Below are 25,016 nucleotides of genomic sequence, written 5' to 3'. Positions count from 1 at the left end.
ATAGAAAGAACAGTTGTTTTTGTATAAAAGACATTTTAACGCAAATAGCACTATTATTTCAATACCATTTCACTAATTGTCGAAACAATTCGGTAATTTGAATAGTACTTGTCACTTTCTTGAAACAACTGTATAGTAATCTTATAATGTAAAGTCATGTGTAAAGACAGGTGGTTAGAATGACAATAAATACAGCAGTAACAAAGAAACCTCAGCAATCCATTTCCAGAAATAAGTTATTGGGTGTAGCGGGGGTTGGGTGGCTCTTCGATGCAATGGACGTTGGTATACTATCCTTTGTCATTGCAGCATTGGCCGCTGAGTGGGGACTATCACCAAGTCAATCGGGTTGGATTGGTAGTATAAATTCTATCGGGATGGCTGTAGGAGCTCTCTTTTTCGGTGTCTTTGCTGATAAAGTAGGTCGCAAGCAAATATTTATGTGGACACTTGTCCTTTTTTCTATTGCAAGTGGTTTGTCCGCTTTTACAACAACATTAACTGCATTTTTAATTTTACGCTTTTTAGTAGGGATGGGGCTAGGAGGAGAATTGCCTGTAGCTTCAACACTTGTATCTGAAAGTGTGGCTGCCAAAGAAAGAGGTCGTGTGGTTGTATTACTTGAAAGCTTTTGGGCAGCAGGTTGGTTAATAGCGGCACTTATTTCGTATTTTATTATTCCCACATGGGGCTGGCGAGTAGCCCTTATACTAACAGCACTTCCAGCGTTTTATGCTATTTATCTTCGTTGGCATTTGCCTGATTCACCTCAATTTACGGTGAAGGAAGAAGCGAAAAAACGGAGCATTGGTCAAAATATGAAAGAGGTTTGGTCAAAAAAGTATGCTCGTTCTACATTTATGCTGTGGCTATTATGGTTTACGGTTGTATTTTCGTATTATGGCATGTTTTTATGGTTGCCAAGTGTGATGGTAGGGAAGGGCTTTGACATGATCACAAGCTTTAAATATGTTTTGATCATGACTTTAGCTCAATTACCAGGTTACTTTACAGCTGCTTGGTTTATAGAAAAGTTCGGGCGTAAATTTGTCCTTGTTTCCTATCTAATTGGTACTGCAGCGAGTGCTTATATTTTTGGAAATGCAGATACTTTAGCCGTATTGCTAACTTCAGGGATGTTTTTATCTTTCTTTAACTTGGGGGCTTGGGGAGCATTATATGCTTATACACCCGAACAATATCCATCGGTTATTCGTGGAACAGGTGCTGGTATGGCAGCAGCGGTTGGACGAATTGGTGGTATTTTTGGGCCGTTGCTCGTTGGGTTTTTATTAACGGCAGGCTATGATATAGGTTTTATCTTTGCCATTTTCTGTGGGGCAATTATTATCGGTGTTGTAGGGGTCATCTTCCTTGGTAAGGAAACGAAGCAGCTTGAATTAGAATAATATGAAACAGAATGTCCTGGATCAGAGAATTGATCTAGGACATTTTTGTCTAATTTCGCTTAAAAAATACATAAAAATGAGCATTTATTAATTTTTATTCGATTTTACTGATTTATTTGTTAAAATGACAAATCAATATAAAATGGTTAAAGAGTAAATTAAATTGTTTTATTAGCAGGTTAATGCGATGAAGATTTTTCAGAAAAGTCATTGTATTCAAATTGTAATCGTGATACTGTATTTTTAATCGAATTTTGAGTCAGTAGGAAACAATCTCCCGTTCGTGATAAGGTCATTGAAAGAAAGGTTGTTAGGAATGAGTATTCATGAGGATATAAAGAAAAGGTTTGTAAGGCTGTCAAAGGGCCAGCGTAAAGTAGCGCAATTTGTAATGGATAATCCCACAACAGTGATTGCTAATGGAGCTGCAGAGGTTGGCAGATTGGCTAATGTAAGTGAATCAACTGTGATTCGATTTTGTTATGCTATGGATTTGTCAGGGTATGTAGAACTGCAAGAGGAAGTTAGAGGCTTTATTATGTCTCAAGATGTAGGTGCAAATCTACAGCCTACATATACTAAGAAGCTGACTAATACTAGCTTTGGTAAGGTGATGCAACGAGATAGCCAAAATATTCAAGAAACAATTCATTTGATCAACGATCAGCAGATCCAAAACTGCTCAAAATGGATGCATGAAGCAGATAATATCTATATTCTAGGTACTCGTTACAATGCATCTGTTGCAAATTGGTTATCTAATACATTGAAAACACTTCGTGCTAATATTAAGCAGCTTCGTTTAGACTCAGATGATTTAGTGAATCAAATAAACAGTATGGGCGAACATACGACTTTAATTGTACTATCTTTTGATAAACAGATTGCGGATATTAAAACGATTGTTGAAATTGCAAAGGTAAAGAAAGTAAAAATTATTGCCATTACAGGTTCTGCATTTTCGCCTATGCGAGAATATGCCAGTGCATTATTTACCCTCGGCACTAAAAATCATTCTTCTCTAGACATTGCCCCAGTCTTGATTTCATTTTTGCATGCGTTGATAGAGGAAATGATAAACCAGGATAAAGACCACTATGAAAAATATCAGCAATTGTATGAGCAAGTAGAAAGTAATGTATTATTCTTAGATGCTGTTAGAGAAAAGCAGGTTTTTTAATGTAAATACGCATAGATAGTTTGTTGAAACACACTATCTATGCGTATTTTTTTGAAATTTTCTATATAAAAAGATGTCCAAATAGTATTTAGACATCTAGGAAAAGTGAATTATAGAATTTTACTTAAGCTATATTCATTAATAAAAGTATCATTTAATTTAATGGCATTTTTTCGAATGCCCTCCTGATGAAATCCTAGCTTTGTAAAGAGGTGTAAAGCTACATTGTTATGCTCCATAACAGATAACTCTAAACGGGAAATATCATGTTGTTTAGACCAACTTTCAACAGCTTTCATCAGTGCGGAGCCGATACCTTTTTGTTGATGCTCTGCTTTCACAGCTAAACGAATAGAGGCAACATGTCTAGCTTTTGATTGTTTATATCCATGAATAACCGCATAACCTGCAAAAATTCCGTTGAGTACACAAAGTAGTATAGTACGGTTTTTTAATTGCTTCCAATAGGTTAAATTTTTACGAAGTTGTTGGACAGTGAGATCTAGCTCGTTTTGAACATTATACATGAAGTCAGTTTCTTGAAAAATCTCCTCTTGTAAATGAATAAATGATCTAGCATCAGATGCTTCAATCCCTCGTATTATGTATGCAGATGAATTCTCCTCACTATTAGAAGTGTTGTTTTCAGTAGACTTCATTTGCGTACGTGAGAAAGATACACTAGAACCTAGTTTAACATCAGTGACATAATAGCCTGCATTTGTCCATGATAAATAATGTGAGAGAGGGGGCTTAGTTTTTTTCCACCAGCTTTTATTTAAGTAGGCAGCGTTCGGTAATGCTTGTCCCATAATGTTTTCTAATTCACTAAAGGATAAAGTAATTTCTTGTTGTAAAGCTACATCAAAATAGTTAGCTAAAGGAATGTACTTTTTTTCTATCTTCTTCGTCATCGTAATCCCCATTTCCTGAATATCCAAAAATATAGACTACCTGATGATAGCATAAAATTATGATGACTTAAATATGAAAACCCAACTAAATATCTATATAAACTAATTATTTTATAAAAAAGAGGCATTTTTACTATTGAATGTTAAAAATAGGTTGGTAAAAATAGAGAATTTTATAGAAGTAATTAGACCTATTAAAAGTATACATAGCAACTGAAGCTAGTTATAATATAGATATTTTATTTGAAAAGTATGGATTTAGAGCGCTGCCATTATATTTGCATATTAAATTTGAATAATACAGTAGGGCGCCATGAGCACTGTTTGTTATACCGAGAGTGAGGGTCAGTGGCAAATAAGCTGAGGCGAAATTGTTCCAAAGTTTCACTTTATCACTTGTCAGGCTATAAGGTATGATAAAATAAAATATAAATGTAAGTGCTATTTTAGGAGGAATTAATTCAATGAGTAAAGTATTAGTTTTTGGACATAAAAACCCAGATACAGACACAATCACGTCTGCAATTGTATATGCCTATTTAAAACAGCAAATTGGTGAAGAAGCTGAGGCGGTCCGTCTTGGAGATGTTAATAATGAGACCCAATTTGCATTGGAAAAATTTGGCTTTGAAGCGCCTCGTTTAATTTCTTCTGTTGCTGGTGAAGTGGACAAGGTAATCCTTGTTGACCACAATGAATTCCAGCAATCAGCTGACGGCATTGAGGAAGTACAAATTACAGAGGTTATCGACCATCACCGTATTGCAAACTTCCAAACAGCCGATCCATTATACTATCGTGCCGAGCCAGTAGGTTGTACAGCTACAATTTTAAACAAAATATTTAATGAAAACGAAGTAGCGATACCAGCCAATATTGCCGGTTTAATGTTATCTGCAATTGTTTCAGATACATTATTATTCAAATCACCGACTTGCACAGAGCAAGATGTAAAAGCTGGTGAAGAGCTAGCAAAAATTGCTGGTGTGGAAATTGCAGAGTATGGCTTGGCAATGCTAAAAGCAGGTGCTGATTTATCTGATAAATCATTAGAAGATTTATTATCATTAGATGCAAAAGAGTTTCAATTTGGTGAGTACAAATCTGTTGTAGCTCAAGTTAATGCAGTTGATGTTAACGATGTGCTTAATCGTCAAGAGGAGTTAGAAATACTACTTAATAAAAATGTTGCAGAAAATGGCTTAGATCTATTCTTCTTCGTTGTGACTGACATTTTGAATAATGATTCTACAGCTGTTGCAATTGGGCAAGTAGCAGAAGCGGCAGCAAAAGGATTCGGTGCTGAACTTGTCAACAATCGTGTTGTATTACCAGGTGTTGTTTCTCGTAAGAAACAAATTGTACCAGTATTAACAGAAGCACTAAAATAAAGATAGGAAAGAGGTTGTCTATTAAGACAACCTCTTTTTTAATCGAGTTTTAATGGTTGTACTGCAGGGCCTTCAAGTACCTCACCCTTAGCGTTAAAACGGGAACCATGGCAAGGACAATCCCATGTTTCATCAGCTTCATTCCATTTCGTTTTGCAGCCTAAATGAGTACAGGTTGGAGCAGTGGCATTCCTCATATACCCAGCTATATATTCCTTGGCAACAAAGCCTCCTACTTTCAGCATTTGCATGAATTGGGCACCGAATTTAGTACGTGATGGTGAATAAAGAGCGATAGCACCCTCTTCGATCTTTGAGCCTGTTAAAAGAGACGATAAGATATCACCAGCGACAAAGGAATTGGAAATTCCCCATTTTCGATAGCCAGTGGCAATTAGTACGTTAGGTAAGGAGTTTGTAATTCTTCCAACATAAGGGACAATATCAGGTGTTTCTATATCCTGGGCTGACCATCGATAGAGTGGCTGTTGTTCAAAATGCTCCTTCATTTCATTAGAAATGGCCTCATAATATGGCTCAGTATGAACGGTCTCGCCAGCAATGTGATTCGCCCCTCCTAATACTAAATAATTTTCCTGATTAATCGTGGCAGTACGTATCGAACGAGAAGGAAAATCTACTGATAAATATTGACCTTGCATAGTCTCAGAGGTTTTGCTTGCAACCATATAGGAGCGACTATTGGATAATTTAAAAAGTTTAAGTCCTTTAAATGCTTCGATGGGATAATGTGAACATAAAATAAGTTTATTATATTGAACCGACATATTTTTTTCGGTATATAAGTTATTTTGTGGTATGTTTAACTGCTGAACACGAGTATTTGCATAAAGTTTGGCGCCCATCTTCTGTGCCTCTTTCGTAAGGAAATTACTTACTTCAACAGGATTTATTTGTGCTTGTTGTGTCATACATAAAGCCTTTGTAATAGGGAATGGGAGCTCTGTGTCAGAGGTAAGGTTAGACTGAATGTTTAAAACCTTATAGACATTCCATTCTTTTAATAATTGTGCATAGCCTTCTTTTGTTTGACAGTATAACAGTGAATCCACTGAACGAACGCTGTCTAGTGGAAGTATTTGTCTAGCTTTATCAATGGCTTGTTGATTCAGTTGATAATAAAGCTGTGCCTCTTCTAAAGATAATTTTTCTAAAAGATTTGCATATACAATACTATGCTGGGCTGTTAATTTTCCTGTTGAATGCCCTGTCGTACCGTGACCAAAATGGGTATTTGCTTCAAGAAGAACTACATCCACACCTGCTTTTGCTAAAGTATAGGCAGTATATAAACCAGTTAAGCCACCACCGATTATACATACATCGCATGTTGTTGAGGAAGAAAGAGAAGATAAAGAGACTGACTCAGTTGTAGCAAGCCAAAGAGATTGTGTCATATAGAAACCTCACATCGTTTTTGTGTTCAGTATGTAGAAGAACTTGAAAATTTATGCAGTGAGGCATTAAAATTGCCTTGTGATTTCAACTATCGCTACAATGTAGCAAAAGGAGTGAGTAAGAAATGAAAATTGAAATTTGGTCTGACTATGTATGCCCATTTTGTTATATTGGTAAAAAACAATTAGAGAAAGCGATTGAGGATACTGGCTATTCTGGGCAGGTGGAGCTTGTCTATAAAAGCTATCAACTAGATCCAACTACTCCAATAGATTCGCATAGTACTGTCTATGAATCATTGGCAAAGAAATATGGAATGTCCTTAGAGAAGGCAAAGGAAATGACAATGGGTGTAACGGAACGTGCGAAAGAGGTAGGGCTAAACTATGATTTTAGCAATTTGATGGAAGAGAATACGCTAAAAGCACATCGGCTTGTAAAATGGGCTGAAAAACAGGGAGATGTTACAGCTCTAGTGGAGTTACTTTTACACAGTCATTTTATTGAAGGAAAGCGTATCGGTCAAGATGATGTTTTATTAGAGATAGCTGAGAAAGTAGGGCTAGAGCGTGAAGAAGTTGCTAAGGTTCTTGCCGATGATGTTTATAAAAATGAAGTAGAAGCGGATATTCAGGAAGGTCTCCAGCTTGGTGTGCGAGGGGTACCGTTCTTTGTTCTAAACCGTAAGTATGGTATTTCAGGTGCACAACCGCAGGAGGTATTTGAGGATACATTGCGTAAAGTTGCTGAAGAAGAGGGTTTACGACCATCGCTAAAGATGGCTGGCACAGGTGATGCGGGTATTTGTACAGACGATAACTGTAAATTTTAGCTTACTAGAGAGAGGAGTAAGGCTTTCAACTCCTCTTGTTAGAATGGATGAAAGATAGAATATTTCAGTCAAAAGTCTGAGGCAAGTAGCATTGACATTTTAGATGAAATTTTTTAAGATAAACACATATCTTGAATTCGAGATATTAGATTTTGAAATTTAAGGGAGATTTTATATAATGAACGTTTTAGTAGTAAAAGCTAACAACCGTCCAGACGGTATTTCAACAAAAATGTATGATACTTTCATGGAAAATGTGCAGGGTGCCAATGTAACAACTTTTGACGTATTTGCAGAAGATATGCCTTATTTTGGACAAGACCTTTTCAATGCTTTTGGTAAAGTACAAAATGGTGGAGAGTTAACAGACATTGAATCACGCCTATTAGCTGCAAAACAAAAAGCAATGGATGCATTAACTGCCGCTGATTTAGTTGTATTTGCATTCCCACTATGGAATTTAACAATTCCAGCACCTTTACAAACATTTATTGACTATGTATACCAAGCAGGATTCACATTCAAATATGGTGAAAATGGTCAATTAATTAGCTTAATGACTGACAAAAAAGCGATTATTTTAAATGCTCGTGGTGGCTACTATTCATCACCAGAAGCTCAACCAATGGAAATGTCAGTAAACTACATTAAAAACGTAGTAGGTGGCGTATTCGGGATGGAAGTTATTGAAGAAGTGATTATTGAAGGTCACAATGCTTCACCAGATAAAGCACAAGAAATTATTGCGAATGGCCTAGAAGAAGTGAAAAAGGTAGCTCAATCACTACAAACTGTGAATGCATAAAAATTATTTTTTAATAAAAGTCCTCTCAATTTTGAGAGGACTTTTTTTATTTTGTCAACAGATGTATGGTGTGGTATGGAGGTAGGACATATTGACAGTAACTAATTATTTAGAATTTACATTTACTAACATCCTATTTAATAGAAAAATGAAGAATGGTAGAAATCTATGATTTTGAGGGGAAGTAATTAACCATTCTTTTAAATATACATATAATTAGGACTATATATTCAGTAAAAATTAGAATGGTTTTAATATAATAGTATTTGTAGGAAAATACTAGATTATTAAGGAGGTTGTTGTATGTATAAGAAATTAATAACTAATTTCTTGACGACGTTACTAGTCCTTTTCGCGTTTATACCATTTGGAATTTCTGCTGATGCTGCTTCCAATGATGTAACACGCGCAGATTATGTAAAAGAATTAGTAGAAAATTTAGATGTAGAGATAGGTGACGGCTCTTCGCTTGCCTTTAAGGATGTCTCTAAGGATTTAGCACCTTATGTAGAAAAAGCTGTTCAATTAAAACTTATTAAAGGTAAAACAGCAACGACATTTGGTCCAGATGACAAATTAACACGTCAACAAGCATTTGTTATCTCTGCTCGCGGACTAGTTAGTGAAAACGCTTCCCTCACAATTTTAGAACAATTCAAGGATGCAGATCAAATTGCAGCGGCATATAAACAAGATTTAGCGAATGCTGTTGCTGCAAACATTTTACAAGCATTTGAGGATAATACTATTCGTCCTCGTGACTATGTGACAAAGGAACAGATGGAGAGTATTGTGGAGCGCTTTGTAGCTGAATATAAAGCACCTTCAACTGACGTATCAGTTGATCTTCAGATTTTAGGGACAACAGATATTCATACCAATTTAGCTAATTACAATTACTATTTAGATGCTCCATCAGCAGAGCTTGGTTTGGCTAATACAGCCACACTAATTGAGCAAGCAAGAGCAAAAAATCCAAACACATTACTATTTGATAATGGCGATTTAATTCAAGGCACACCACTTGGCTCATATAAAGCCTTAGAAAGTGTTTTAAAGCCAGGTGAAGTTCATCCAGCAATTGCTGCACTTAATGCATTGAAATACGATGGTGGAACTTTAGGAAATCATGAATTTAACTATGGTCTAGACTTTTTAGATGAAGTGTTAAACGATGCAAAGTATCCAGTCGTAAATGCTAATACCTATGATGCAAAAACAAAAGAACGCATGTTTACACCTTATGTCATTCTTGATAAAGAAGTGGTAGATAGTTCAGGTAAAAAGCATACACTTAAAGTTGGTGTAACAGGGATTGTTCCAACGAAAATTGTTGAATGGGATGCCATTCATTTAGCAGGTAAAGTTGAAATGCAAGAGCCAGTAGAAGCTGTGAAAGAAGTAGTACCAGAAATGCAAAAGGCTGGAGCAGACGTGATTGTCGTTCTGTCACATTCAGGTATCGGTGAAGATACTTATGTGAAGGGTGCTGAAAATGTTGGTTACCAATTAGCAGAAATTGATGGTATTGATGCTTTAATTACAGGACACTCTCATTTAACATTCCCTGGTGACTATAAGGATTTGAAAGATGTTGACCAAGAAAAGGGTACAATTCACGGTGTTCCTACTGTTATGGCAGGTAGCTATGGTAGTCATCTTGGTGTAATTGATTTAAAACTAGAACAACAAGGATCTGAGTGGGTAGTGGTAGATGGTAAAGGTTCATTGCAATCGATCAAACAAGAAGGTTTACAACCATCCACAACGGTTTTAGAAGCTATTAAAGAGGCACATGATGGCACATTAACGTATATCCGTCAGCCTGTTGGAGAAACAACTGCACCAATCCATAGTTATTTTTCAATGGTGCAAGATGATCCATCCATTCAAATCGTAACACAAGCTCAAAAATGGTTTATCGAACAAGAGCTAAAGGGTACGGCTGATGAAAAGACACCAATTCTTTCGGCTGGGGCACCTTTCAAAGCAGGATCTCGTAATAATCCATTAGATTATACAAATATTCCTGTAGGACCACTTGCTATTAAAAATATGGCTGACATTTATCATTATGACAATACTGTTGCTACGATTAAAGTGACAGGCGCACAAGCAATCGAGTGGTTAGAGATGGCTGCTGGTATTTTTGCAACAATTGATCCGACTAAAACAGAAGAGCAAAATATTATCGATGCAGAAGCTCGTTCATATAACTTTGATGTGTTAGATGGCTTAACATATCAAATTGATGTCACATCGCCAGCAAAATATGACCGCCGCGGTAATCTTACTGATGAAAAGGCAAATCGAATTAAGAATGTACAATATAATGGTAAACCAATCGATTTGAAACAAGAGTTCATCATCATTACAAATAATTATCGTGTTGGTGGATCATATGGGGCGACATTTAAAAATGCTGACGGCTCTAACATAACAAACTATGCTTATGAAAATCGACAAGCTGTTGTAGATTATATTATGGCGAATAAAACAATTAACCCAGCTGCGGATAATAACTGGTCATTTGTATCGTTCCCAGCCAATACAAAGGTTATCTACCTATCTGCAAAAGATGCACAAAAGTTCATTCCAGTAGGTAGTGGTATTGAATATTTAGAAGATACAGAAGCTGGATTTGCTAAATATTTAATTAAATAAAAGAATAGGAAAAGGAGAGTAACGATAATCGCTACTCTCCTTTTTTATGTCTGTTGAATGAATGATACCGTGTACCTTGATAGGTTAAAATGCCAAGATCACCTTCTACAAGCTGACCATAATCGTAGCCATTCATCTTTAGTTCATGCCGTTCACCGTTTTGCTCTTCAAACGTAACGTAATAGGACGTAGATGCCCCAGTATTGTTAGATCCCCCACGTATATTCGTACGCTTTGTCACAACCTTAGCGGGTACTGTTAAAATTGGTGAACGGTTGTTTTTAGACCAAGTGATAATACCGTTTACAATCATAAAGGCTATGCTCCCAAAAACAATAAAGAAGATGATGGTAATAAAAGCGGAGCCAAATAAAAAACCATTATCAAACCAAAACATAAATTCCTCCCTTTCTTTAAGGTAGAAACAATACTTAAAGAGGATTTAATTCAAGATCTACTATCACGTCTATTTCATCGCTAATCAATACACCGCCTGTTTCTAAAAAGGTATTGTAGACTAGATTAAAATCACGACGATCAATTTGGGCTTTAGCTTGGAAGCCAAAAACTTCTTGTGCCCATGGATTCACACCTTTTCCTGTATATACTGTTGTAAATACGATAGGTCTTGTTATGCTTTTGATGGTTAAATCACCATGAATAGCAAAATTTTTATCATCAAGTTTATCAATATATGTAGAGGTAAATACTATTTTGGGATAGACGTCTGCATCAAAAAAGTCAGGAGACACAAGGTGGACATCGCGATCATGATTCTTGGTGGAGACACTAGCCACTGTAATCGTGATAGAAATGTTTGCATCCTGCATTTGTTCGATATTGGATGCAACTATTTCACCGCTGTACGATTCAAACGTACCATGAATCCGAGAAATCATCATATGTCTTACGGAAAACCCGATTGTTGAATGACTGAAATCGATAGTATATTTTTTCATTTGAAAACCTCCTAAAACAGCATTCTACAACGAATGATAAAGTAAACAAATCGCATATTCAATGAGTTTTTTATAAATGTGGAAGTATTTCCCTCTATAAAAGTGTAATCTGTGAACATGAAACAAAACATATTTAAAATGGAATAGGCATATTATTGGAAATATGTGCGTTTTATTAGGATAGCGTTTAGTCTAAGAAATTTTATGTACCCTTGTTAGATATGACAAACCTTGAAATTATAAGTTACTATTTGTAATTAAATATATAAAAGTTAATAGATTATTTTACGTAAATAAGTTACTTCAAATTTACATTTAGAGCATTAATCGTTACAATAGGTACATAGAGGTGAAAAATTATGAATGAGACAACTTTGTGTCCTCGTTTAGCTAAAGCAATGGATTTAATTGGAAAACGATGGACGGGGTTAATATTATATCAATTACTAGATGGACCACAGCGCTTTAATGAAATCGAATCTGCACTACCTGTCAGTGGACGTTTATTATCAGAACGTTTAAAGGAGCTTGAAAAAGAGGGACTTGTTGAACGTAAAGTATATTCAGAAGTACCGGTACGCGTTGAGTATTCATTAACAGATAAAGGTCAGGCACTTGAAGGTGCTATTCGTAATATCGAAACATGGGCAAGTAGTTGGCTCTAAGGTGAATAGATTATTTTACTAGATAATACAATGAAATAGTGTGCTAAAAACGACACTTGGAATGACTGTCAATTTTCTTTATAATATTCATCATCTCTGCACAGGTCTTACCTGTCTTTTAACTATGAGATAAAAATACCCTTCATTTTACTTGTCAAATTGGGGTTGTAAATCCATACTGGTGTAGAGTAAGAAGGACGTTAGAAAGGAATTAGCTCTCATGACAAAAGAACAATGGGCGATGGATTTAGCAAAAAGCATTAATCCTGCCAATATTAAGTTAAATGAATCATTACAGCAATACACAATGACAAAATTAGGTGGCAAAGCAGATGTTTTTGTTCTTCCTGAAACAGAAGAAGAGGCAGCATCCGTTATTCGCTATGCATATATAAATAATATTCCTTTATTAATGTTAGGTAACGGATCTAATATGGTTGTTCGAGATGGCGGTCATAGAGGAATCGTTGTAACATTTTCACGCTTAGATGAGATTCGTATTACTGGTGAGCATGTGTATGCACAAAGTGGAGCACTGATCAAAGATGTATCGAAGCTATCAGCGCAAGCATCCTTAACAGGTTTTGAATTTGCATGTGGTATTCCTGGTTCAATTGGTGGAGCAATGGCTATGAACGCAGGTGCATATGGCGGGGAGATTAAAGATATTATTGTTTCATCGAAGGTGTTAACAAAAGAAGGGGACATTTTAATATTAGGTAAAGAAGAACTTGAGCTAGGATACCGACAAAGCATTATTGCCAAAAAGGGTTATTATGTGCTGTCCTCTGAATTTCAATTAGCAGTAGGTGTACAGGAGGAAATTGATGCGAAGATTGCTGATTTAACCTTCCAACGTGAATCAAAACAGCCTTTAGAATATCCATCTGCTGGAAGTGTATTTAAACGCCCACCTGGACATTTTGCTGGAAAACTTATTCAGGATAGTGGCCTACAAGGTAAAGGTGTTGGTGATGCTGAAGTCTCTACCAAGCATGCAGGATTTATTGTCAACAAAGGAAATGCTACTGCTTCAGACTATATTGAGACAATCCAAATGGTTCAACGTGTAGTGAAAGAAAAATTTGGCGTTGAATTAGAGACGGAAGTTAAAATTGTTGGTGACGATCTATAATAGGATGCCCTTCGCATAAGCCGAAGGGCGTTTTTTTAGGAGTGTGGATAAAATGAAATTTATATCATGGAATGTTAATGGGATACGAGCATGTCTCGGTAAAGGCTTTTTAGAGTTCTTTCATCAAATAGATGCTGATTTCTTTTGTATCCAAGAAACAAAATGTCAAGCTGGACAAGTAGAGCTCTCTATCGAAGGTTATGAACAGTATTGGAATTACGCGCAGAAAAAAGGGTATTCTGGAACAGCAATCTTCACGAAGCACACGCCATTGTCTGTTAAGTATGGAGTGGGCGCCGAAGATTCACAGGATGAAGGTAGAATTATAACTTTAGAATATAAGAATTTCTATTTAGTAAATGTTTATACACCAAATGCACAACGTGATTTAGCGAGATTACCACTACGTTTACAATGGGAGGATCGTTTGGCTAGCTATTTACAAGAACTAAATAGTCAGAAGCCAGTGGTTTATTGTGGTGATCTAAATGTTGCACACACGGAAATTGATTTAAAAAATGCAAAATCTAATATTGGAAATTCGGGCTTTACATATGAAGAGAGAGCAAAATTTTCAGCGTTATTGGAAAGTGGTTTTGTAGATTCTTTTAGATACAAGCATCCTGAGGAAACTGACCACTACACATGGTGGTCCTATATGAATAAAGTGCGTGAACGTAATATTGGTTGGCGTATCGATTATTTTGTTGTATCAAATCAATTGAAGGAACAAATTGAAAGCGCAACAATTCACCCACACATTATTGGCAGTGATCATTGTCCAATTGAATTGCAATTACAATGCTAGTACTTAAATCGTATTTTCTAAATGGAAATACGATTTTTTGTATTTGTAAATTAATAAGGTGACTTTTAAAAATGTGAGGTGTGATAATTTCAGGGGAGATAGCTCGAAAGTGAGGAGTAGACGTTCCAACCATGTGGGATTCTCCGCTTCCACCACAATAGGACGGCTTCATGAGAGAGGATACATCATATCTTTATGAATGCGAATTTTTAACATTACTCAGTAGCCTCTATAATCTCTATTGTTTATACTATTCTAATAGCGAATAAATATAAAATTTTGTATTTAGAGACAATTTTATATACATAAAGTAATAAATTTCGCTAAAAAATTTACGTTTCAAAGCGGGTTTGGGAAGGTAGTACGGGAATATAGTGCAAAGAGGGGGTTATTCAGTGGGGAAGAGAAAGTTTAATTGGAAAAAGTGGCTCATTGTCATAGCTGGGATAATAGCTGCTTTGGCTCTTGTGGCTTTTATTGGATTTACATGGTTTATGAATAAATCTAAGCCGGTGATTGATGGTGAGTTAGCTGTTACTATTCTGGATCAGGATGTGACAGTCACGAGAGATGAAAAAGGGGTTCCACATATTTTTGCCAAAACAGATGCTGATTTATATCGTGCGCAAGGTTATGTCCAAGCGCAAGATAGACTATTTCAAATGGACTTAGCACGAAGGCAGGCAAGTGGTCGATTATCTGAAATTATTGGAGAAGCAACGATTAATACCGACAAACATTTCCGTACATTTAGCTTGAGAAATGCTGCAGAGACATCATTAGCTGCCTATGATGACGAAAGCAAACAAGTACTGGAATGGTATGCTGAAGGAGTAAATGCTTTTATTGCACAGGCAAAGGAAAGTAATACACTAAGCTATGAATTTGCCTTGTTAGGCTATGAACCAGAGGTGTGGACAGTTGTTGATTCCTTAACAATTGGTAAATATATGGCCTATGATTTGGGTGGAAATTGGAATACATTAGCTTTTCGTCATTGGGCATTACAGAATTTTGATGAAGAAAAGGCAAAAGAATTATTTATTAAATATCCAGAAAATGCTTCGGCGATTATCGAGGCCAATATCCAAAATCCTGTAGCAGTAGCTGGGCAATTCAGTGCGGAAATGCTACCAAACGAATTTAATGGAAGTAATAATTGGGTAGTTTCAGGTGATAAAACGAAATCAGGAACGCCTATTTTAGCAGATGACCCACATTTAGGGTTAAGCACCCCTTCTATTTGGTATCAAATGCATCTGCAATCACCACAGCAAAATGTTAGTGGCGTTATCTTTGCAGGGATTCCAGGTATTATATTAGGCCATAATGATGAAATTGCTTGGGGAGTAACCAATGTGGGTCCAGATGTACAGGATTTATATATTGAAATACCAAATCCAGATGATCCAACACAATTCAGATACGATGGAAAGTGGGAACAAGCAGAGGTACGCGACGAATCAATTAAGGTAAAAGATGGAGAAACGGTAGATTTTGAAGTCGTTGTTACACGTCACGGCCCTATAATGACAGATTTAGCTTTTAAAGATACAGAGCCAACCGCACAATTTTCGATGCAGTGGACAGCACTACAACCGACAGCTGAACTAAGAGCAGTGCTTGGTTTTAATAAGGCAAAAACTTGGGGTGATTTCGAAAAAGCTTTAGAAGACTTTAAAGCGCCAGCACAAAATTTTGTATTTGCATCAAAGGACGGTACGATTGCTTATAAAGCTAATGGTCAAATACCTATTCGTAAGCAAGGTGAAGGCCAATTACCAGTTCCAGGTGATTCGAGTGATTATGGCTGGGAGGGCTTTATACCATGGGGTGAATTACCAACTCTAGTAAATCCAAAAGAAGGTTTTATTGCAACCGCAAATAACCAAGTAATAGGAGAGGACTACCCTTATCACATCACTGATTTCTGGGCGCAACCTTATCGTTTCGAAAGAATTAAAGAAGTGTTAGAGGCAAATGATGCGATTACAGTAGACGATATGATGGCTTTGCAAATGGATCAGCACAATCTCTATGCAAGAGAATTTCTGCCTGATTTATTAACATCGATAAAAGAAAAAGATCAGGATGGGAAGTACGCTGAGATTATGGCCATGCTAGAGAAGTGGGATATGGTGGATGCAAAGGAATCAGGTGCACCACTTGTGTTCCATACATTAATGATTAAGTTACAGGAAGTTTTGTTTAAAGATCAAATGCCTGAAGATATGTATGGCATCATGTATGGGAAGTTTAATATTACAGACCAGCTCTTACGTACAGCCTATTCAGGAGAGAAAAGTATTTGGGTTGAGGAGCAGGGTGGCATTGATGAAACCGTATACAAGGCATTTGAGCTAACGGTTGCACAATTAGAAAATCAATTCGGGAAAAATTCCTCGAAATGGCAATGGGGTGATTACCATCAGCTTACTTTTGACCATACACTAGGAAGTGCATCGCCTATTCTTGCAGCCTATTTTAATGCTAAAAAGGTTCCTATTGGTGGTTCGAAAGTTACCGTACAAGCAGCAGATAATGATTTAGCTGGTAATGTAGATCACGGTGCATCTTGGCGTTTTGTGGTGGATGTAGGTGATTTAAGCTCAGCCTATCATATTGTTGGCCCTGGTCAAAGTGGTCATGTGAAATCTGATTGGTATCAAGATCAGGTATTGGATTGGGCAAATGGTGATTACCATCAAACATTTATCAAACAGGAAGAGATAAAAGGGAAAACATTACAATTAATAGCGAAGTAATAAAAGGGTTAGCGTACAGAAGGTGCGCTAACTTTTTTTATTTAAGGATATACATCCTAACATTCAAATATTGGTTTGAATATGATGGAATAATATGTTACATTGAATACAATCAAACGAATATTTGAATGAGGTGAGAAAAATGCCAAAAGAAATATGTGAGGTGACGCTTGTACATGAAGAAGCAGTCACAAAGGTGAAACAACAAATGCCTGATTTATCAGGTGTAGCAAAATTTTTAAAAGCATTATCTGATGAAACTAGACTTAAAATTGCCTATGCTTTAACGGTGGAAGATGAACTATGTGTTTGTGATGTTGCGACTATTATTGGTTCTTCAGTTGCTACAGCATCCCATCATTTACGATATTTGAAAGATAATAATTTAGCGAGATCACACCGTAAAGGCAAGCAAATGTATTACTCTTTAGCGGATGAGCATGTATATCAAATTGTAACAATTGCCTACGAACATGCGAAAGAGGGGATTGCGAATGGCAGCGACGCCAATTAAACAAGAATACAGATTACAAAATTTATCCTGCGCTAGTTGTGCAGCAAAGTTTGAGAAAAATGTAAAGGCTATTCCAGAAGTACAGGATGCACAAGTGAATTTTGGTGCTTCTAAAATTACAGTAATCGGTGCTATTAGTGTAGACCAAATTGAAGAAGCAGGTGCCTTTGATGGCATTAAGGTTACACAGTCGGCAGCAAAAGCACTTGAAAATACTACACCTTTTTATCGTAAAAAGGAAAATGTTCTAGCAGGAATTTCATTGCTTTTTGTCATTCTAGGTTATCTATTTGTGGGTATGAATGGGGAATCGAACCCGCTACCGATTGCCATGTTTATTATAGCTATCCTTGTGGGGGGAGTGGGTATTTTTAAAATAGGCTTCCGCAATTTAGTTCGCTTTGAATTTGATATGAAGACGCTTATGACAATCGCCATCATCGGAGCTGCTATTATCGGTGAATGGGAGGAAGCGGCAGTGGTCGTATTCTTATTTGCTGTGAGTGAGGCACTTGAAGCGTATTCAATGGATAAAGCACGTCAATCTATTCGTCAATTAATGGATATTGCTCCACCAACAGCGATTATCAAAAGAGCCCACGGTGAACACTACCATGAGGTTGAGTTACCTACGGAGGATATAGAAATAGGAGATATTTTGATTGTAAAGCCTGGGCAAAAGATTGCGATGGATGGCATAGTCATTAGTGGATTGTCTGCAGTCAATCAGGCAGCTATTACAGGTGAGTCGATTCCCGTAAATAAAACAGTAAATGATGAAGTATTTGCTGGGACTTTAAATGAAGAGGGTGCACTTGAAGTACGTGTGACAAAGCGTGTAGAAGATACTACTATCGCTAAAATAATTCATCTAGTGGAAGAAGCACAGGCAGAAAAGGCACCTTCTCAGCAATTTGTAGATCGCTTTGCAAAGTATTATACACCAGCGATTATGATTATTGCTTTTCTAGTAGCTGTAATTCCACCTTTATTAATAGGTGATTGGCAGCATTGGATTTACCAAGGTCTAGCTGTTTTAGTGGTAGGATGTCCTTGTGCACTGGTCGTCTCTACTCCCGTTGCCATTGTTACAGCCATTGGTAATGCAGCAAGGCAAGGTGTACTGATCAAAGGTGGTGTTCATTTAGAGCAGCTAGGACATATTGAAGCTGTTGCCTTTGACAAAACAGGAACATTAACAAAAGGGCAGCCAGCAGTAACAGATATCGTAACGACTGAAAATTGGTCAGAGGACTATGTGTTACAACTAGTGGCAGCGGTAGAAAAACAGTCACAGCACCCTTTAGCTAAAGCAATTTTAAATAGATTACACGATAAAAAATTATCTGAGCTCATACCAACAGATTTCCAATCAGTAACAGGAAAAGGTGCCTATGCTACCGTTGATAATCAGATTATTTATGTAGGTAGCATGAAATGGGCTACTTCATTAACCTCTGTAGATCAAAATATAGAAAATCAGGTTAAGAATTTGCAAGAACAGGGTAAAACAGTAGTATCAGCTGTTTCGAATAATCAACTTATTGGCCTGATTGCAATTGCTGATCAATTACGTCATGAAAGCAAGGACGTATTGAACAAATTAAATGCCTTAAAAGTAAAGCATATGGTGATGCTAACAGGCGATGCAGAGCCTACAGCGCAAGCCATTGCTACTTCATTAAAGATGACAGATGTGCGCGCTGGTTTGTTACCAGAAGAAAAATTAAAGGCGATTAAGGATTTACGTGCACAATTTGGTGCTGTAGCAATGGTTGGAGATGGTGTAAACGATGCACCAGCATTGGCCACTGCAAACGTAGGAATAGCCATGGGTGGAGCAGGAACGGATGCAGCTCTTGAGACAGCAGATATTGCCTTAATGGGTGATGATTTAACAAAGCTTCCTTACACTATTGGCTTGAGCAGAAAAACATTACGTATCATTAAAGAAAATATTATATTTGCCCTAGTTTTAAAATTAATTGCATTGCTACTTGTCATACCAGGATGGTTAACATTATGGATAGCAATTTTTGCCGATATGGGTGCAACACTATTAGTTGTGTTTAATTCATTAAGACTAATTAGAGCAAAAAAGTAGTAAGTAAGGTGTAGAACGATCTGAAAAGATAGGAAATTAATCTTGCTTTGACACAAGGGATTTTATGCGAATAGATGCTACTTGTGATTCTTGAAAAAGACTTTTTTTAAGGCTATTATAGTTTCAGGAGTAATGTAACAATTAAATATAAATGAGGCGAAAGTTTGAATATGTCAGATCCTATTTTAGTAAATGTTACAGAAGAAATTGTGCGTGGTTTAGTAAGCTTTTTACTACGAGGACCAGAATATCAAACATTTTGTAAATGCGAAATCTGTGAATTAGACACGGTGGCACTTACACTAAATGCATTGCCAAGTAAGTATGTTACATCTATGGAAGCTAGAGATGAGGCATTTAAAGAAATGAATACTCCTGGAAACATTGAGCGCATTAATAAAGAGATTATTCATGCGTTACATGTGGTAAATAAGTATCCTCGACACAAAGTAGAGCCTACTTCTTAATAGAAGAGGCTCTATTTAAGTTGTAAAGGAAGTGTTTTTCTAGGCTATGTATTTTCAGTTAACTTTTAAGCCAAGCTTGTAGTAAACTAGAGAGTAAGAAAAGGAAAGAGAGGGAAAAGGATATGCCAACACCTAGTATGGAGGACCATATCGAACAAATATATTTATTAATTGCCAACAAGGGATATGCGCGAGTGTCTGACATTGCTGAAGCATTATCTGTTCTTCCTTCTTCTGTTACAAAAATGGTTCAAAAATTAGATAAAGATGGTTATTTAGTTTATGAAAAGTACCGTGGACTGACATTGACGCCTAAAGGGGATAAGCTCGGAAAGCGTCTTGTGCAGCGTCATGAATTGCTCGAGCAGTTTTTACGAATGATTGGTGTGGATGAAGAACGTATTTATGATGATGTGGAGGGAATTGAACATCATTTAAGTTGGAATTCAATCGATCGTATTGCAGATCTTGTGCAAGTAATGGAAGAAAATCCAGACATCGTGAAAAAATTAGAGGCATCTAAGACACAGCACAATCTTTAAATGATGGTGTGAAGGAAAGGGAGACAATATGAACGCATTAAAATCAGGTGAAGTCGTTACATTAACGGTATTAGAGCAACAAGCATCAAAATGGATTTTAACAAATGGAGTTGAAGAACTACCTTTAAATGCTTCAGAGGTAACTGAGCCACTAACAGTAGGTGACCGCCTTGAAGTATTTTTATTTGCAGACCGTCGTGGAGATTTGGCTGCAACAACGTCTATTCCAGCTTTTACACAAGGTGAATACGGCTGGGCACGTGTCTTGAAAGTAGTGGAACGTGAAGGTGCTTTTGTGGATATTGGTACATCTCGTGAAGTATTAGTAAGAGCAGAGGATTTACCTGCATTAAAAGAGGTTTGGCCAGAACCAGGTGATCATTTATTTATGACACTACGTACAGATCGTAACGGTGATTTATTTGGTCGTTTAGCCACAGAGGAAAAAATTTCGGAGCTATATGAAGGTGCATTTGAAGATATGCACAATAAGAATATCCAAGCACGCCCATATCGTTTGTTACCGATTGGAACATTTTTGCTAGGTGTAGAAGTTCCTTACCGTATTTTTGTGCACGAGTCTGAGCGAAATAATGAGCCTCGATTAGGACAAGATGTAGTTGTTCGTATTATCGATGTAAAAGACGATGGTTCCATGAATGGCTCTCTTTTACCAAGAAAACATGAGCGTCTTTCAAATGATGCACAACAAATATTAAACTATATACAGGATGTGGGTGGTAAAATGCCATTTGGTGATAAATCGTCTCCTGAAGAGATTCAAGAAATGTTTAATATGAGTAAAGGGGCATTTAAACGTGCCTTAGGAACATTAATGAAAGCTGGTAAAGTGAAACAACAGGACGGTTGGACTGAAGAAATTTAAAGGATGGTTAGTTTGACTAGCTAGCAAAACATTTACAGCAGGAAAAGTGACGAGAGACATCCTTGAAACCTTCTCGTCTTTTTTTCGTACTAATTATTGTATAGTGGCATACATTATACTTGCTAATTATGAAGTTTTAGCGAAAGGGGTCACACGATTTGAAAAAAACATGGATTAAAATACTAACTGCTACAATGTTAGTATTTGGAGTGATGGCACCAGCAACAGGATTTGCATCTGATAATACGCCTCCAAAAGCAATTGATGAAAAATTAGGTGTACCAATCGTCGTGTATGGGGCAAATTTATCTGAGGCTGAAAAAGAATCTGTGAAAAAATCATTAAAAGTAAGCGAAGAACCTGAAATTGAAGAAATTACTGTGTCTGGTGAGGATCTAGTAAAATACATTAAAGATAGTAATTCAAGCTCACGTATGTACTCTTCTGCAAAGATTACACGCAGAGATGCAGGAGAGGGTCTAGTAATACAAATTGTCACACCATCGAATATAACGCAGGTAACTTCAGAGATGTACGCAAATGCGATGTTAACAGCAGGAATTCAGGATGCATCCGTACAAGTAGCTGCACCAAAAGCCGTTACAGGGCATTCAGCATTAGTAGGTATTTACAAGGCATATGAGGTCACTACAGGGGAAACGCTGGATATTGATCGTACAGATGTAGCAAACGAAGAATTATCTGTAGCAACATCCATTGCAGAATCTGCAGGGGTAGACGATGCAAAGGTTGCGGAATTACTGACAGAAATTAAAAAGCAAATTGCAGAGTTAAAGCCAGCAACACGTGAAGATGTGGAGAAAATTGTAGAAGAGCAATTAAGTAAGCTTGAAATTAATTTAAGTGAAAAGGACCGTCAATTGCTAGTAGATTTAATGGATAAAATAAGCAAGCTGGACATTGATTTTAGTAAATGGTCTGATCAATTAAATGATATCAGTAATACGATCCAAGAAAAATTCGGTTCACTTATGGAAGATAAAGGTTTCTGGGAAAGCGTAAAAAGCTTTTTTGCTAATTTAAAAGATACTATTTCTTCATGGTTTAACTAAACTTATAGTGATAGAAAGAAAATCTGTTATACCTTCTCACTTTGCTAGAGAAGGTGTACAGATTTTTTTAATTAAACAAGTGAAAAATTTTGAAGTGAGATGTTTTCGACATAGGAAAGCTAACTGATTATCTGGAAATAGCTTCGCTGATTAGATAAAAGAAGCGTACACAAATTTTGTGAAAATATAAAAAGCTTATGGTACTATGAATAAAAGGAGTGGTGAGAAATGGAATTCCAATTACAACAATTAGCAGAAAATAAATTTGCATTTTTGAATGAGCAAGCAGGGGAAAAACTAGCAGAAATTACTTGGCAGCAAAATGGCTCAGTAATGGTAATGGATCACACATATGTATCAGATAAGCTCCGTGGTCAAGGTGTGGCCAAACAATTACTCGATCAAGCAGCATCGTATGCACGCGAAAATGGTTATAAAATGAAGGCCGTTTGTTCTTATGTTGTGGCTGCATTTGAAAAATCAGATGCATACAATGACGTGAAACAATAAAAATAAGGCAATCTGCTTTTAATTAAGCGGATTGCCTTTTAATTGCTAGAGCAAATCATGTAAATAGCTCCTTATAATAGAATGACACTATAAATTAGTACTGTTAAGAAGCCAGCTCCGCCGATTAATGAAGCCATATCTATCCAATCATATGCTAAATCGAATTCTTTCATCATAACCACTCTCCTATTTTAGTATTAATTCATTAATTCCCTTTACTTGCCTTTTATAATCATAAATAGTTACAAAATTTTGACGAATGCTAAAAATAGGGGTACGATAACTGGACTTTAATAGGAAATCGAGTGAGATTGTCTGCATTAAAAACTAGACGAACTACAATGGATTGACGGATTTATTACTAGATAAAAGGGCAAGTATTTATCCATACATTAATATATATGCTAGATGGTATAAAAAAATAATGTTTATTCTTTTAAGAATAGGGAAAAACTATACTACAGAGCTAGTTTCTATATTTTTAGGAGGTTATAAACTATGGCAAAACGAAAAGGAACAGGTGTTGTCGTTGCGGGATTAGCAGGACTAGCAGCATCTTATTTCAGTAAAAAAGAGAATCGTGATAAAGCACTAACAATGTTTAATAGTATGAAAGCAAAATTAGAGTCGTATCTTACTACAGGTCCTGATATGCATGACAATATTGCAGAACGTGTAGCTACAGAGGTAGCAACAGAGGCTGGTACTTCACCAACTAAAATTGCCTCGAATGAAATGGTAGCTGAAGGTGGAGGACATACTGGTGTCCATTTCTATAATGAAGAAATTCAAGAAAAGGAAAAGTAAACAAAAAACCTTCTCATCTAAGCATGAGAAGGTCTTTTGTTTGGGATTAGGATGGCGCCTGCAAAGAGCAATAACAAGAAGCCAGTAAATGCAAAGCCACTGACAGTACCAAGTGATAGCCAACCTAATAAAGAAGAGCCTATAACTACACCTAGAGAGAAAAACGCATAGAAATAGCCGTATGCTTTTCCTCGTACTTCAGCAGTTGTAGAGTCAATTAGAAGCGAATTTACTGAAGGGAATAGGAAACCGAATCCGATTCCATAGCAAGCCATTGCTATATAGAGTAAAGAGCTAGAATTTGCTTGGCTAATTAATAGCTGGCTTATTCCCATTAAACCTATACCAAAAGACAATGTTTTGAGTGGATTAACTTTATCAAAAATACGATTAGTTGGTAATAGGAAAACAAGGACTGCAATAATTCCAAATGTACTCATTAAAGTGCCGCTTAAACGAGAGTCGAAGCCTAAGGAATGTACTTTAAGGGGGAGTAGATACGCAATAACCCCTTGGGAAAACATTAAGAAAAACGCTCCTAAAAAGGCTTTTAATGTTCCTGTGTTATTAAAAAAGACACTGATCGGAATGTAATTACTCTGTTTAGCCTTCTCTTTTTTTACTTGATTTGCTTTCAATATAAAGAACGCAAAGATACCTAGCAGAAGCATAAAGCTTGCTGTGATATTGAAAACAAAGGGTACACTTGTCCGGCTAGCTAAAATGCCACTAAATGCAGGGCCTAGAATGGCTGCAATACCTACAAAGGCGCCAGAAATAGCACTGCCCTTTCCTCTTTTATCCTGCTCTGTAGCGTTCGCTAGATATGTAAAGGCAGCGGGAACAATGAAGCCTGCAACAAGGCCATGGATAAAACGTACAATTAATAGAGCAATAGGCTCTTCTACTAGATTATAAAATGTTAATGATAGACCTGTTGTTAGAAGACCTATTATGAGTATGACGAAAGGTCCTTTGCGATCCGTTAAGAAGCCAGAAATGATATTACCGAATGTATTAGAAAGCGAATACATGCCCACTGCAAGACCAGTGAGGAATGCCGATGCACCTAAAGACTCAGCATAAGTACTCATAACAGGAAGCTGAGTAAAAAGGTCGAAAAACGAAAAGAAAATAATAGCATAGATAAATTTCTTCATGGTTCCT

Annotated in this window: 23 protein-coding genes; 18 read left to right on the top strand and 5 right to left on the bottom strand. The window is 36.7% G+C overall.

The window, feature by feature from the left end:
- Positions 1 to 179 precede the first annotated feature (179 nt).
- A complete protein-coding gene (locus PSR12_RS21560; RefSeq protein WP_221681445.1) occupies positions 180 to 1,409 on the top strand; it encodes an MFS transporter in 1,230 nt (409 codons plus the stop codon).
- A 316-nt stretch (positions 1,410 to 1,725) separates the two neighbouring features.
- Complete coding sequence (locus tag PSR12_RS21555; protein WP_274770474.1) at positions 1,726 to 2,589, top strand: MurR/RpiR family transcriptional regulator; 864 nt, start codon at positions 1,726 to 1,728, stop codon at positions 2,587 to 2,589.
- 110 nt (positions 2,590 to 2,699) lie between these two features.
- On the opposite strand, the gene PSR12_RS21550 is transcribed toward PSR12_RS21555, so the two are convergent.
- Positions 2,700 to 3,530, bottom strand: coding sequence for a GNAT family N-acetyltransferase (locus PSR12_RS21550; protein WP_255601421.1), 831 nt, complete (start codon positions 3,528 to 3,530; stop codon positions 2,700 to 2,702).
- 437 nt (positions 3,531 to 3,967) lie between these two features.
- On the opposite strand from PSR12_RS21550, the gene PSR12_RS21545 reads away from it, so the two are divergent.
- Complete coding sequence (locus PSR12_RS21545) at positions 3,968 to 4,894, top strand: manganese-dependent inorganic pyrophosphatase (RefSeq protein ID WP_274770473.1); 927 nt, start codon at positions 3,968 to 3,970, stop codon at positions 4,892 to 4,894.
- 38 nt (positions 4,895 to 4,932) lie between these two features.
- Here the strand turns inward: PSR12_RS21545 and PSR12_RS21540 are convergent, their stop codons facing one another.
- Entirely contained in the window at positions 4,933 to 6,312 is a 1,380-nt protein-coding gene (locus tag PSR12_RS21540) for an FAD-dependent oxidoreductase (RefSeq protein ID WP_274770471.1), read from the bottom strand.
- 125 nt (positions 6,313 to 6,437) lie between these two features.
- Between PSR12_RS21540 and PSR12_RS21535 the strand changes: the two genes are divergently transcribed.
- The 3 genes from PSR12_RS21535 (at position 6,438) to PSR12_RS21525 (ending at position 10,614) form a co-directional block, all read left to right on the top strand.
- Entirely contained in the window at positions 6,438 to 7,145 is a 708-nt protein-coding gene (locus PSR12_RS21535) for a DsbA family oxidoreductase (protein WP_274770470.1), read from the top strand.
- 178 nt (positions 7,146 to 7,323) lie between these two features.
- Entirely contained in the window at positions 7,324 to 7,950 is a 627-nt protein-coding gene (locus tag PSR12_RS21530) for an FMN-dependent NADH-azoreductase (RefSeq protein WP_048394231.1), read from the top strand.
- A gap of 303 nt (positions 7,951 to 8,253) precedes the next feature.
- Positions 8,254 to 10,614 carry a bifunctional 2',3'-cyclic-nucleotide 2'-phosphodiesterase/3'-nucleotidase gene (locus PSR12_RS21525; protein ID WP_274770469.1) on the top strand — a complete coding sequence of 787 codons (2,361 nt, stop codon included), beginning with the start codon at positions 8,254 to 8,256 and terminating at the stop codon, positions 10,612 to 10,614.
- A gap of 31 nt (positions 10,615 to 10,645) precedes the next feature.
- On the opposite strand, the gene PSR12_RS21520 is transcribed toward PSR12_RS21525, so the two are convergent.
- The gene (locus PSR12_RS21520) at positions 10,646 to 11,011 is read right to left on the bottom strand and encodes a DUF2500 domain-containing protein (RefSeq protein WP_221681431.1); all 366 of its coding nucleotides are present in this window, start codon (positions 11,009 to 11,011) and stop codon (positions 10,646 to 10,648) included.
- Positions 11,012 to 11,045: 34 nt separating this feature from the next.
- Complete coding sequence (locus PSR12_RS21515; RefSeq protein ID WP_221681429.1) at positions 11,046 to 11,573, bottom strand: YceI family protein; 528 nt, start codon at positions 11,571 to 11,573, stop codon at positions 11,046 to 11,048.
- Positions 11,574 to 11,932: 359 nt separating this feature from the next.
- On the opposite strand from PSR12_RS21515, the gene PSR12_RS21510 reads away from it, so the two are divergent.
- The 12 genes from PSR12_RS21510 to PSR12_RS21455 all read left to right on the top strand — a co-directional run bounded on the left by PSR12_RS21510 (position 11,933) and on the right by PSR12_RS21455 (position 23,849).
- Positions 11,933 to 12,238 (top strand): winged helix-turn-helix transcriptional regulator, encoded by a 306-nt coding sequence (locus PSR12_RS21510; RefSeq protein WP_004231981.1) that lies wholly within the window; start codon positions 11,933 to 11,935, stop codon positions 12,236 to 12,238.
- 220 nt (positions 12,239 to 12,458) lie between these two features.
- A complete protein-coding gene (gene murB / locus PSR12_RS21505; protein ID WP_221681427.1) occupies positions 12,459 to 13,373 on the top strand; it encodes a UDP-N-acetylmuramate dehydrogenase in 915 nt (304 codons plus the stop codon).
- A gap of 52 nt (positions 13,374 to 13,425) precedes the next feature.
- Positions 13,426 to 14,181 carry an exodeoxyribonuclease III gene (locus tag PSR12_RS21500; protein ID WP_274770466.1) on the top strand — a complete coding sequence of 252 codons (756 nt, stop codon included), beginning with the start codon at positions 13,426 to 13,428 and terminating at the stop codon, positions 14,179 to 14,181.
- A 395-nt stretch (positions 14,182 to 14,576) separates the two neighbouring features.
- A complete protein-coding gene (locus PSR12_RS21495) occupies positions 14,577 to 16,946 on the top strand; it encodes a penicillin acylase family protein (protein ID WP_274770465.1) in 2,370 nt (789 codons plus the stop codon).
- Positions 16,947 to 17,088: 142 nt separating this feature from the next.
- Positions 17,089 to 17,460, top strand: coding sequence for an ArsR/SmtB family transcription factor (locus PSR12_RS21490; protein WP_221681424.1), 372 nt, complete (start codon positions 17,089 to 17,091; stop codon positions 17,458 to 17,460).
- Entirely contained in the window at positions 17,441 to 19,564 is a 2,124-nt protein-coding gene (locus PSR12_RS21485; RefSeq protein WP_274770463.1) for a heavy metal translocating P-type ATPase, read from the top strand. Before PSR12_RS21490 ends, PSR12_RS21485 begins: the two co-directional genes overlap by 20 nt.
- 170 nt (positions 19,565 to 19,734) lie before the next feature.
- On the top strand, positions 19,735 to 20,031 hold the full coding sequence (locus PSR12_RS21480) for a late competence development ComFB family protein (RefSeq protein ID WP_004231991.1): 297 nt from the start codon (positions 19,735 to 19,737) through the stop codon (positions 20,029 to 20,031).
- 122 nt (positions 20,032 to 20,153) lie between these two features.
- A complete protein-coding gene (gene mntR, locus PSR12_RS21475; RefSeq protein ID WP_004231993.1) occupies positions 20,154 to 20,573 on the top strand; it encodes a transcriptional regulator MntR in 420 nt (139 codons plus the stop codon).
- 28 nt (positions 20,574 to 20,601) lie between these two features.
- Entirely contained in the window at positions 20,602 to 21,459 is an 858-nt protein-coding gene (locus PSR12_RS21470) for a CvfB family protein (RefSeq protein ID WP_004231994.1), read from the top strand.
- Between the two features lie 158 nt (positions 21,460 to 21,617).
- Complete coding sequence (locus PSR12_RS21465; RefSeq protein ID WP_004231995.1) at positions 21,618 to 22,532, top strand: DUF1002 domain-containing protein; 915 nt, start codon at positions 21,618 to 21,620, stop codon at positions 22,530 to 22,532.
- A gap of 228 nt (positions 22,533 to 22,760) precedes the next feature.
- Positions 22,761 to 23,042, top strand: a complete 282-nt coding sequence (locus PSR12_RS21460) for a GNAT family N-acetyltransferase (RefSeq protein ID WP_009370656.1) — start codon at positions 22,761 to 22,763, stop codon at positions 23,040 to 23,042.
- 498 nt (positions 23,043 to 23,540) lie between these two features.
- Complete coding sequence (locus PSR12_RS21455) at positions 23,541 to 23,849, top strand: hypothetical protein (protein WP_004232000.1); 309 nt, start codon at positions 23,541 to 23,543, stop codon at positions 23,847 to 23,849.
- A gap of 17 nt (positions 23,850 to 23,866) precedes the next feature.
- On the opposite strand, the gene PSR12_RS21450 is transcribed toward PSR12_RS21455, so the two are convergent.
- Entirely contained in the window at positions 23,867 to 25,009 is a 1,143-nt protein-coding gene (locus PSR12_RS21450; RefSeq protein WP_257520674.1) for an MFS transporter, read from the bottom strand.
- Between the last annotated feature and the right edge of the window lie 7 nt (positions 25,010 to 25,016).

Source organism: Lysinibacillus sp. G01H (assembly GCF_028872195.1).
GTDB classification, from domain to species: Bacteria; Bacillota; Bacilli; order Bacillales_A; family Planococcaceae; genus Lysinibacillus; species Lysinibacillus capsici.
Note: the sequence above shows the minus strand (reverse complement) of the source record. Positions and strands in the feature narration are given on the sequence as shown.

What these genes read in the sequence shown, in the direction of transcription:
- PSR12_RS21560 (WP_221681445.1), top strand. Translation starts at nt 180, where the DNA reads ATGACAATAAATACAGCAGTAACAAAGAAACCTCAGCAATCCATTTCC.
- PSR12_RS21555 (WP_274770474.1), top strand. Translation starts at nt 1,726, where the DNA reads ATGAGTATTCATGAGGATATAAAGAAAAGGTTTGTAAGGCTGTCAAAG.
- PSR12_RS21545 (WP_274770473.1), top strand. Translation starts at nt 3,968, where the DNA reads ATGAGTAAAGTATTAGTTTTTGGACATAAAAACCCAGATACAGACACA.
- PSR12_RS21540 (WP_274770471.1), bottom strand. Translation starts at nt 6,312, where the DNA reads ATGACACAATCTCTTTGGCTTGCTACAACTGAGTCAGTCTCTTTATCT.
- PSR12_RS21535 (WP_274770470.1), top strand. Translation starts at nt 6,438, where the DNA reads ATGAAAATTGAAATTTGGTCTGACTATGTATGCCCATTTTGTTATATT.
- PSR12_RS21530 (WP_048394231.1), top strand. Translation starts at nt 7,324, where the DNA reads ATGAACGTTTTAGTAGTAAAAGCTAACAACCGTCCAGACGGTATTTCA.
- PSR12_RS21525 (WP_274770469.1), top strand. Translation starts at nt 8,254, where the DNA reads ATGTATAAGAAATTAATAACTAATTTCTTGACGACGTTACTAGTCCTT.
- PSR12_RS21520 (WP_221681431.1), bottom strand. Translation starts at nt 11,011, where the DNA reads ATGTTTTGGTTTGATAATGGTTTTTTATTTGGCTCCGCTTTTATTACC.
- PSR12_RS21515 (WP_221681429.1), bottom strand. Translation starts at nt 11,573, where the DNA reads ATGAAAAAATATACTATCGATTTCAGTCATTCAACAATCGGGTTTTCC.
- PSR12_RS21510 (WP_004231981.1), top strand. Translation starts at nt 11,933, where the DNA reads ATGAATGAGACAACTTTGTGTCCTCGTTTAGCTAAAGCAATGGATTTA.
- murB (WP_221681427.1), top strand. Translation starts at nt 12,459, where the DNA reads ATGACAAAAGAACAATGGGCGATGGATTTAGCAAAAAGCATTAATCCT.
- PSR12_RS21500 (WP_274770466.1), top strand. Translation starts at nt 13,426, where the DNA reads ATGAAATTTATATCATGGAATGTTAATGGGATACGAGCATGTCTCGGT.
- PSR12_RS21490 (WP_221681424.1), top strand. Translation starts at nt 17,089, where the DNA reads ATGCCAAAAGAAATATGTGAGGTGACGCTTGTACATGAAGAAGCAGTC.
- PSR12_RS21485 (WP_274770463.1), top strand. Translation starts at nt 17,441, where the DNA reads ATGGCAGCGACGCCAATTAAACAAGAATACAGATTACAAAATTTATCC.
- PSR12_RS21480 (WP_004231991.1), top strand. Translation starts at nt 19,735, where the DNA reads ATGTCAGATCCTATTTTAGTAAATGTTACAGAAGAAATTGTGCGTGGT.
- mntR (WP_004231993.1), top strand. Translation starts at nt 20,154, where the DNA reads ATGCCAACACCTAGTATGGAGGACCATATCGAACAAATATATTTATTA.
- PSR12_RS21470 (WP_004231994.1), top strand. Translation starts at nt 20,602, where the DNA reads ATGAACGCATTAAAATCAGGTGAAGTCGTTACATTAACGGTATTAGAG.
- PSR12_RS21460 (WP_009370656.1), top strand. Translation starts at nt 22,761, where the DNA reads ATGGAATTCCAATTACAACAATTAGCAGAAAATAAATTTGCATTTTTG.
- PSR12_RS21455 (WP_004232000.1), top strand. Translation starts at nt 23,541, where the DNA reads ATGGCAAAACGAAAAGGAACAGGTGTTGTCGTTGCGGGATTAGCAGGA.
- PSR12_RS21450 (WP_257520674.1), bottom strand. Translation starts at nt 25,009, where the DNA reads ATGAAGAAATTTATCTATGCTATTATTTTCTTTTCGTTTTTCGACCTT.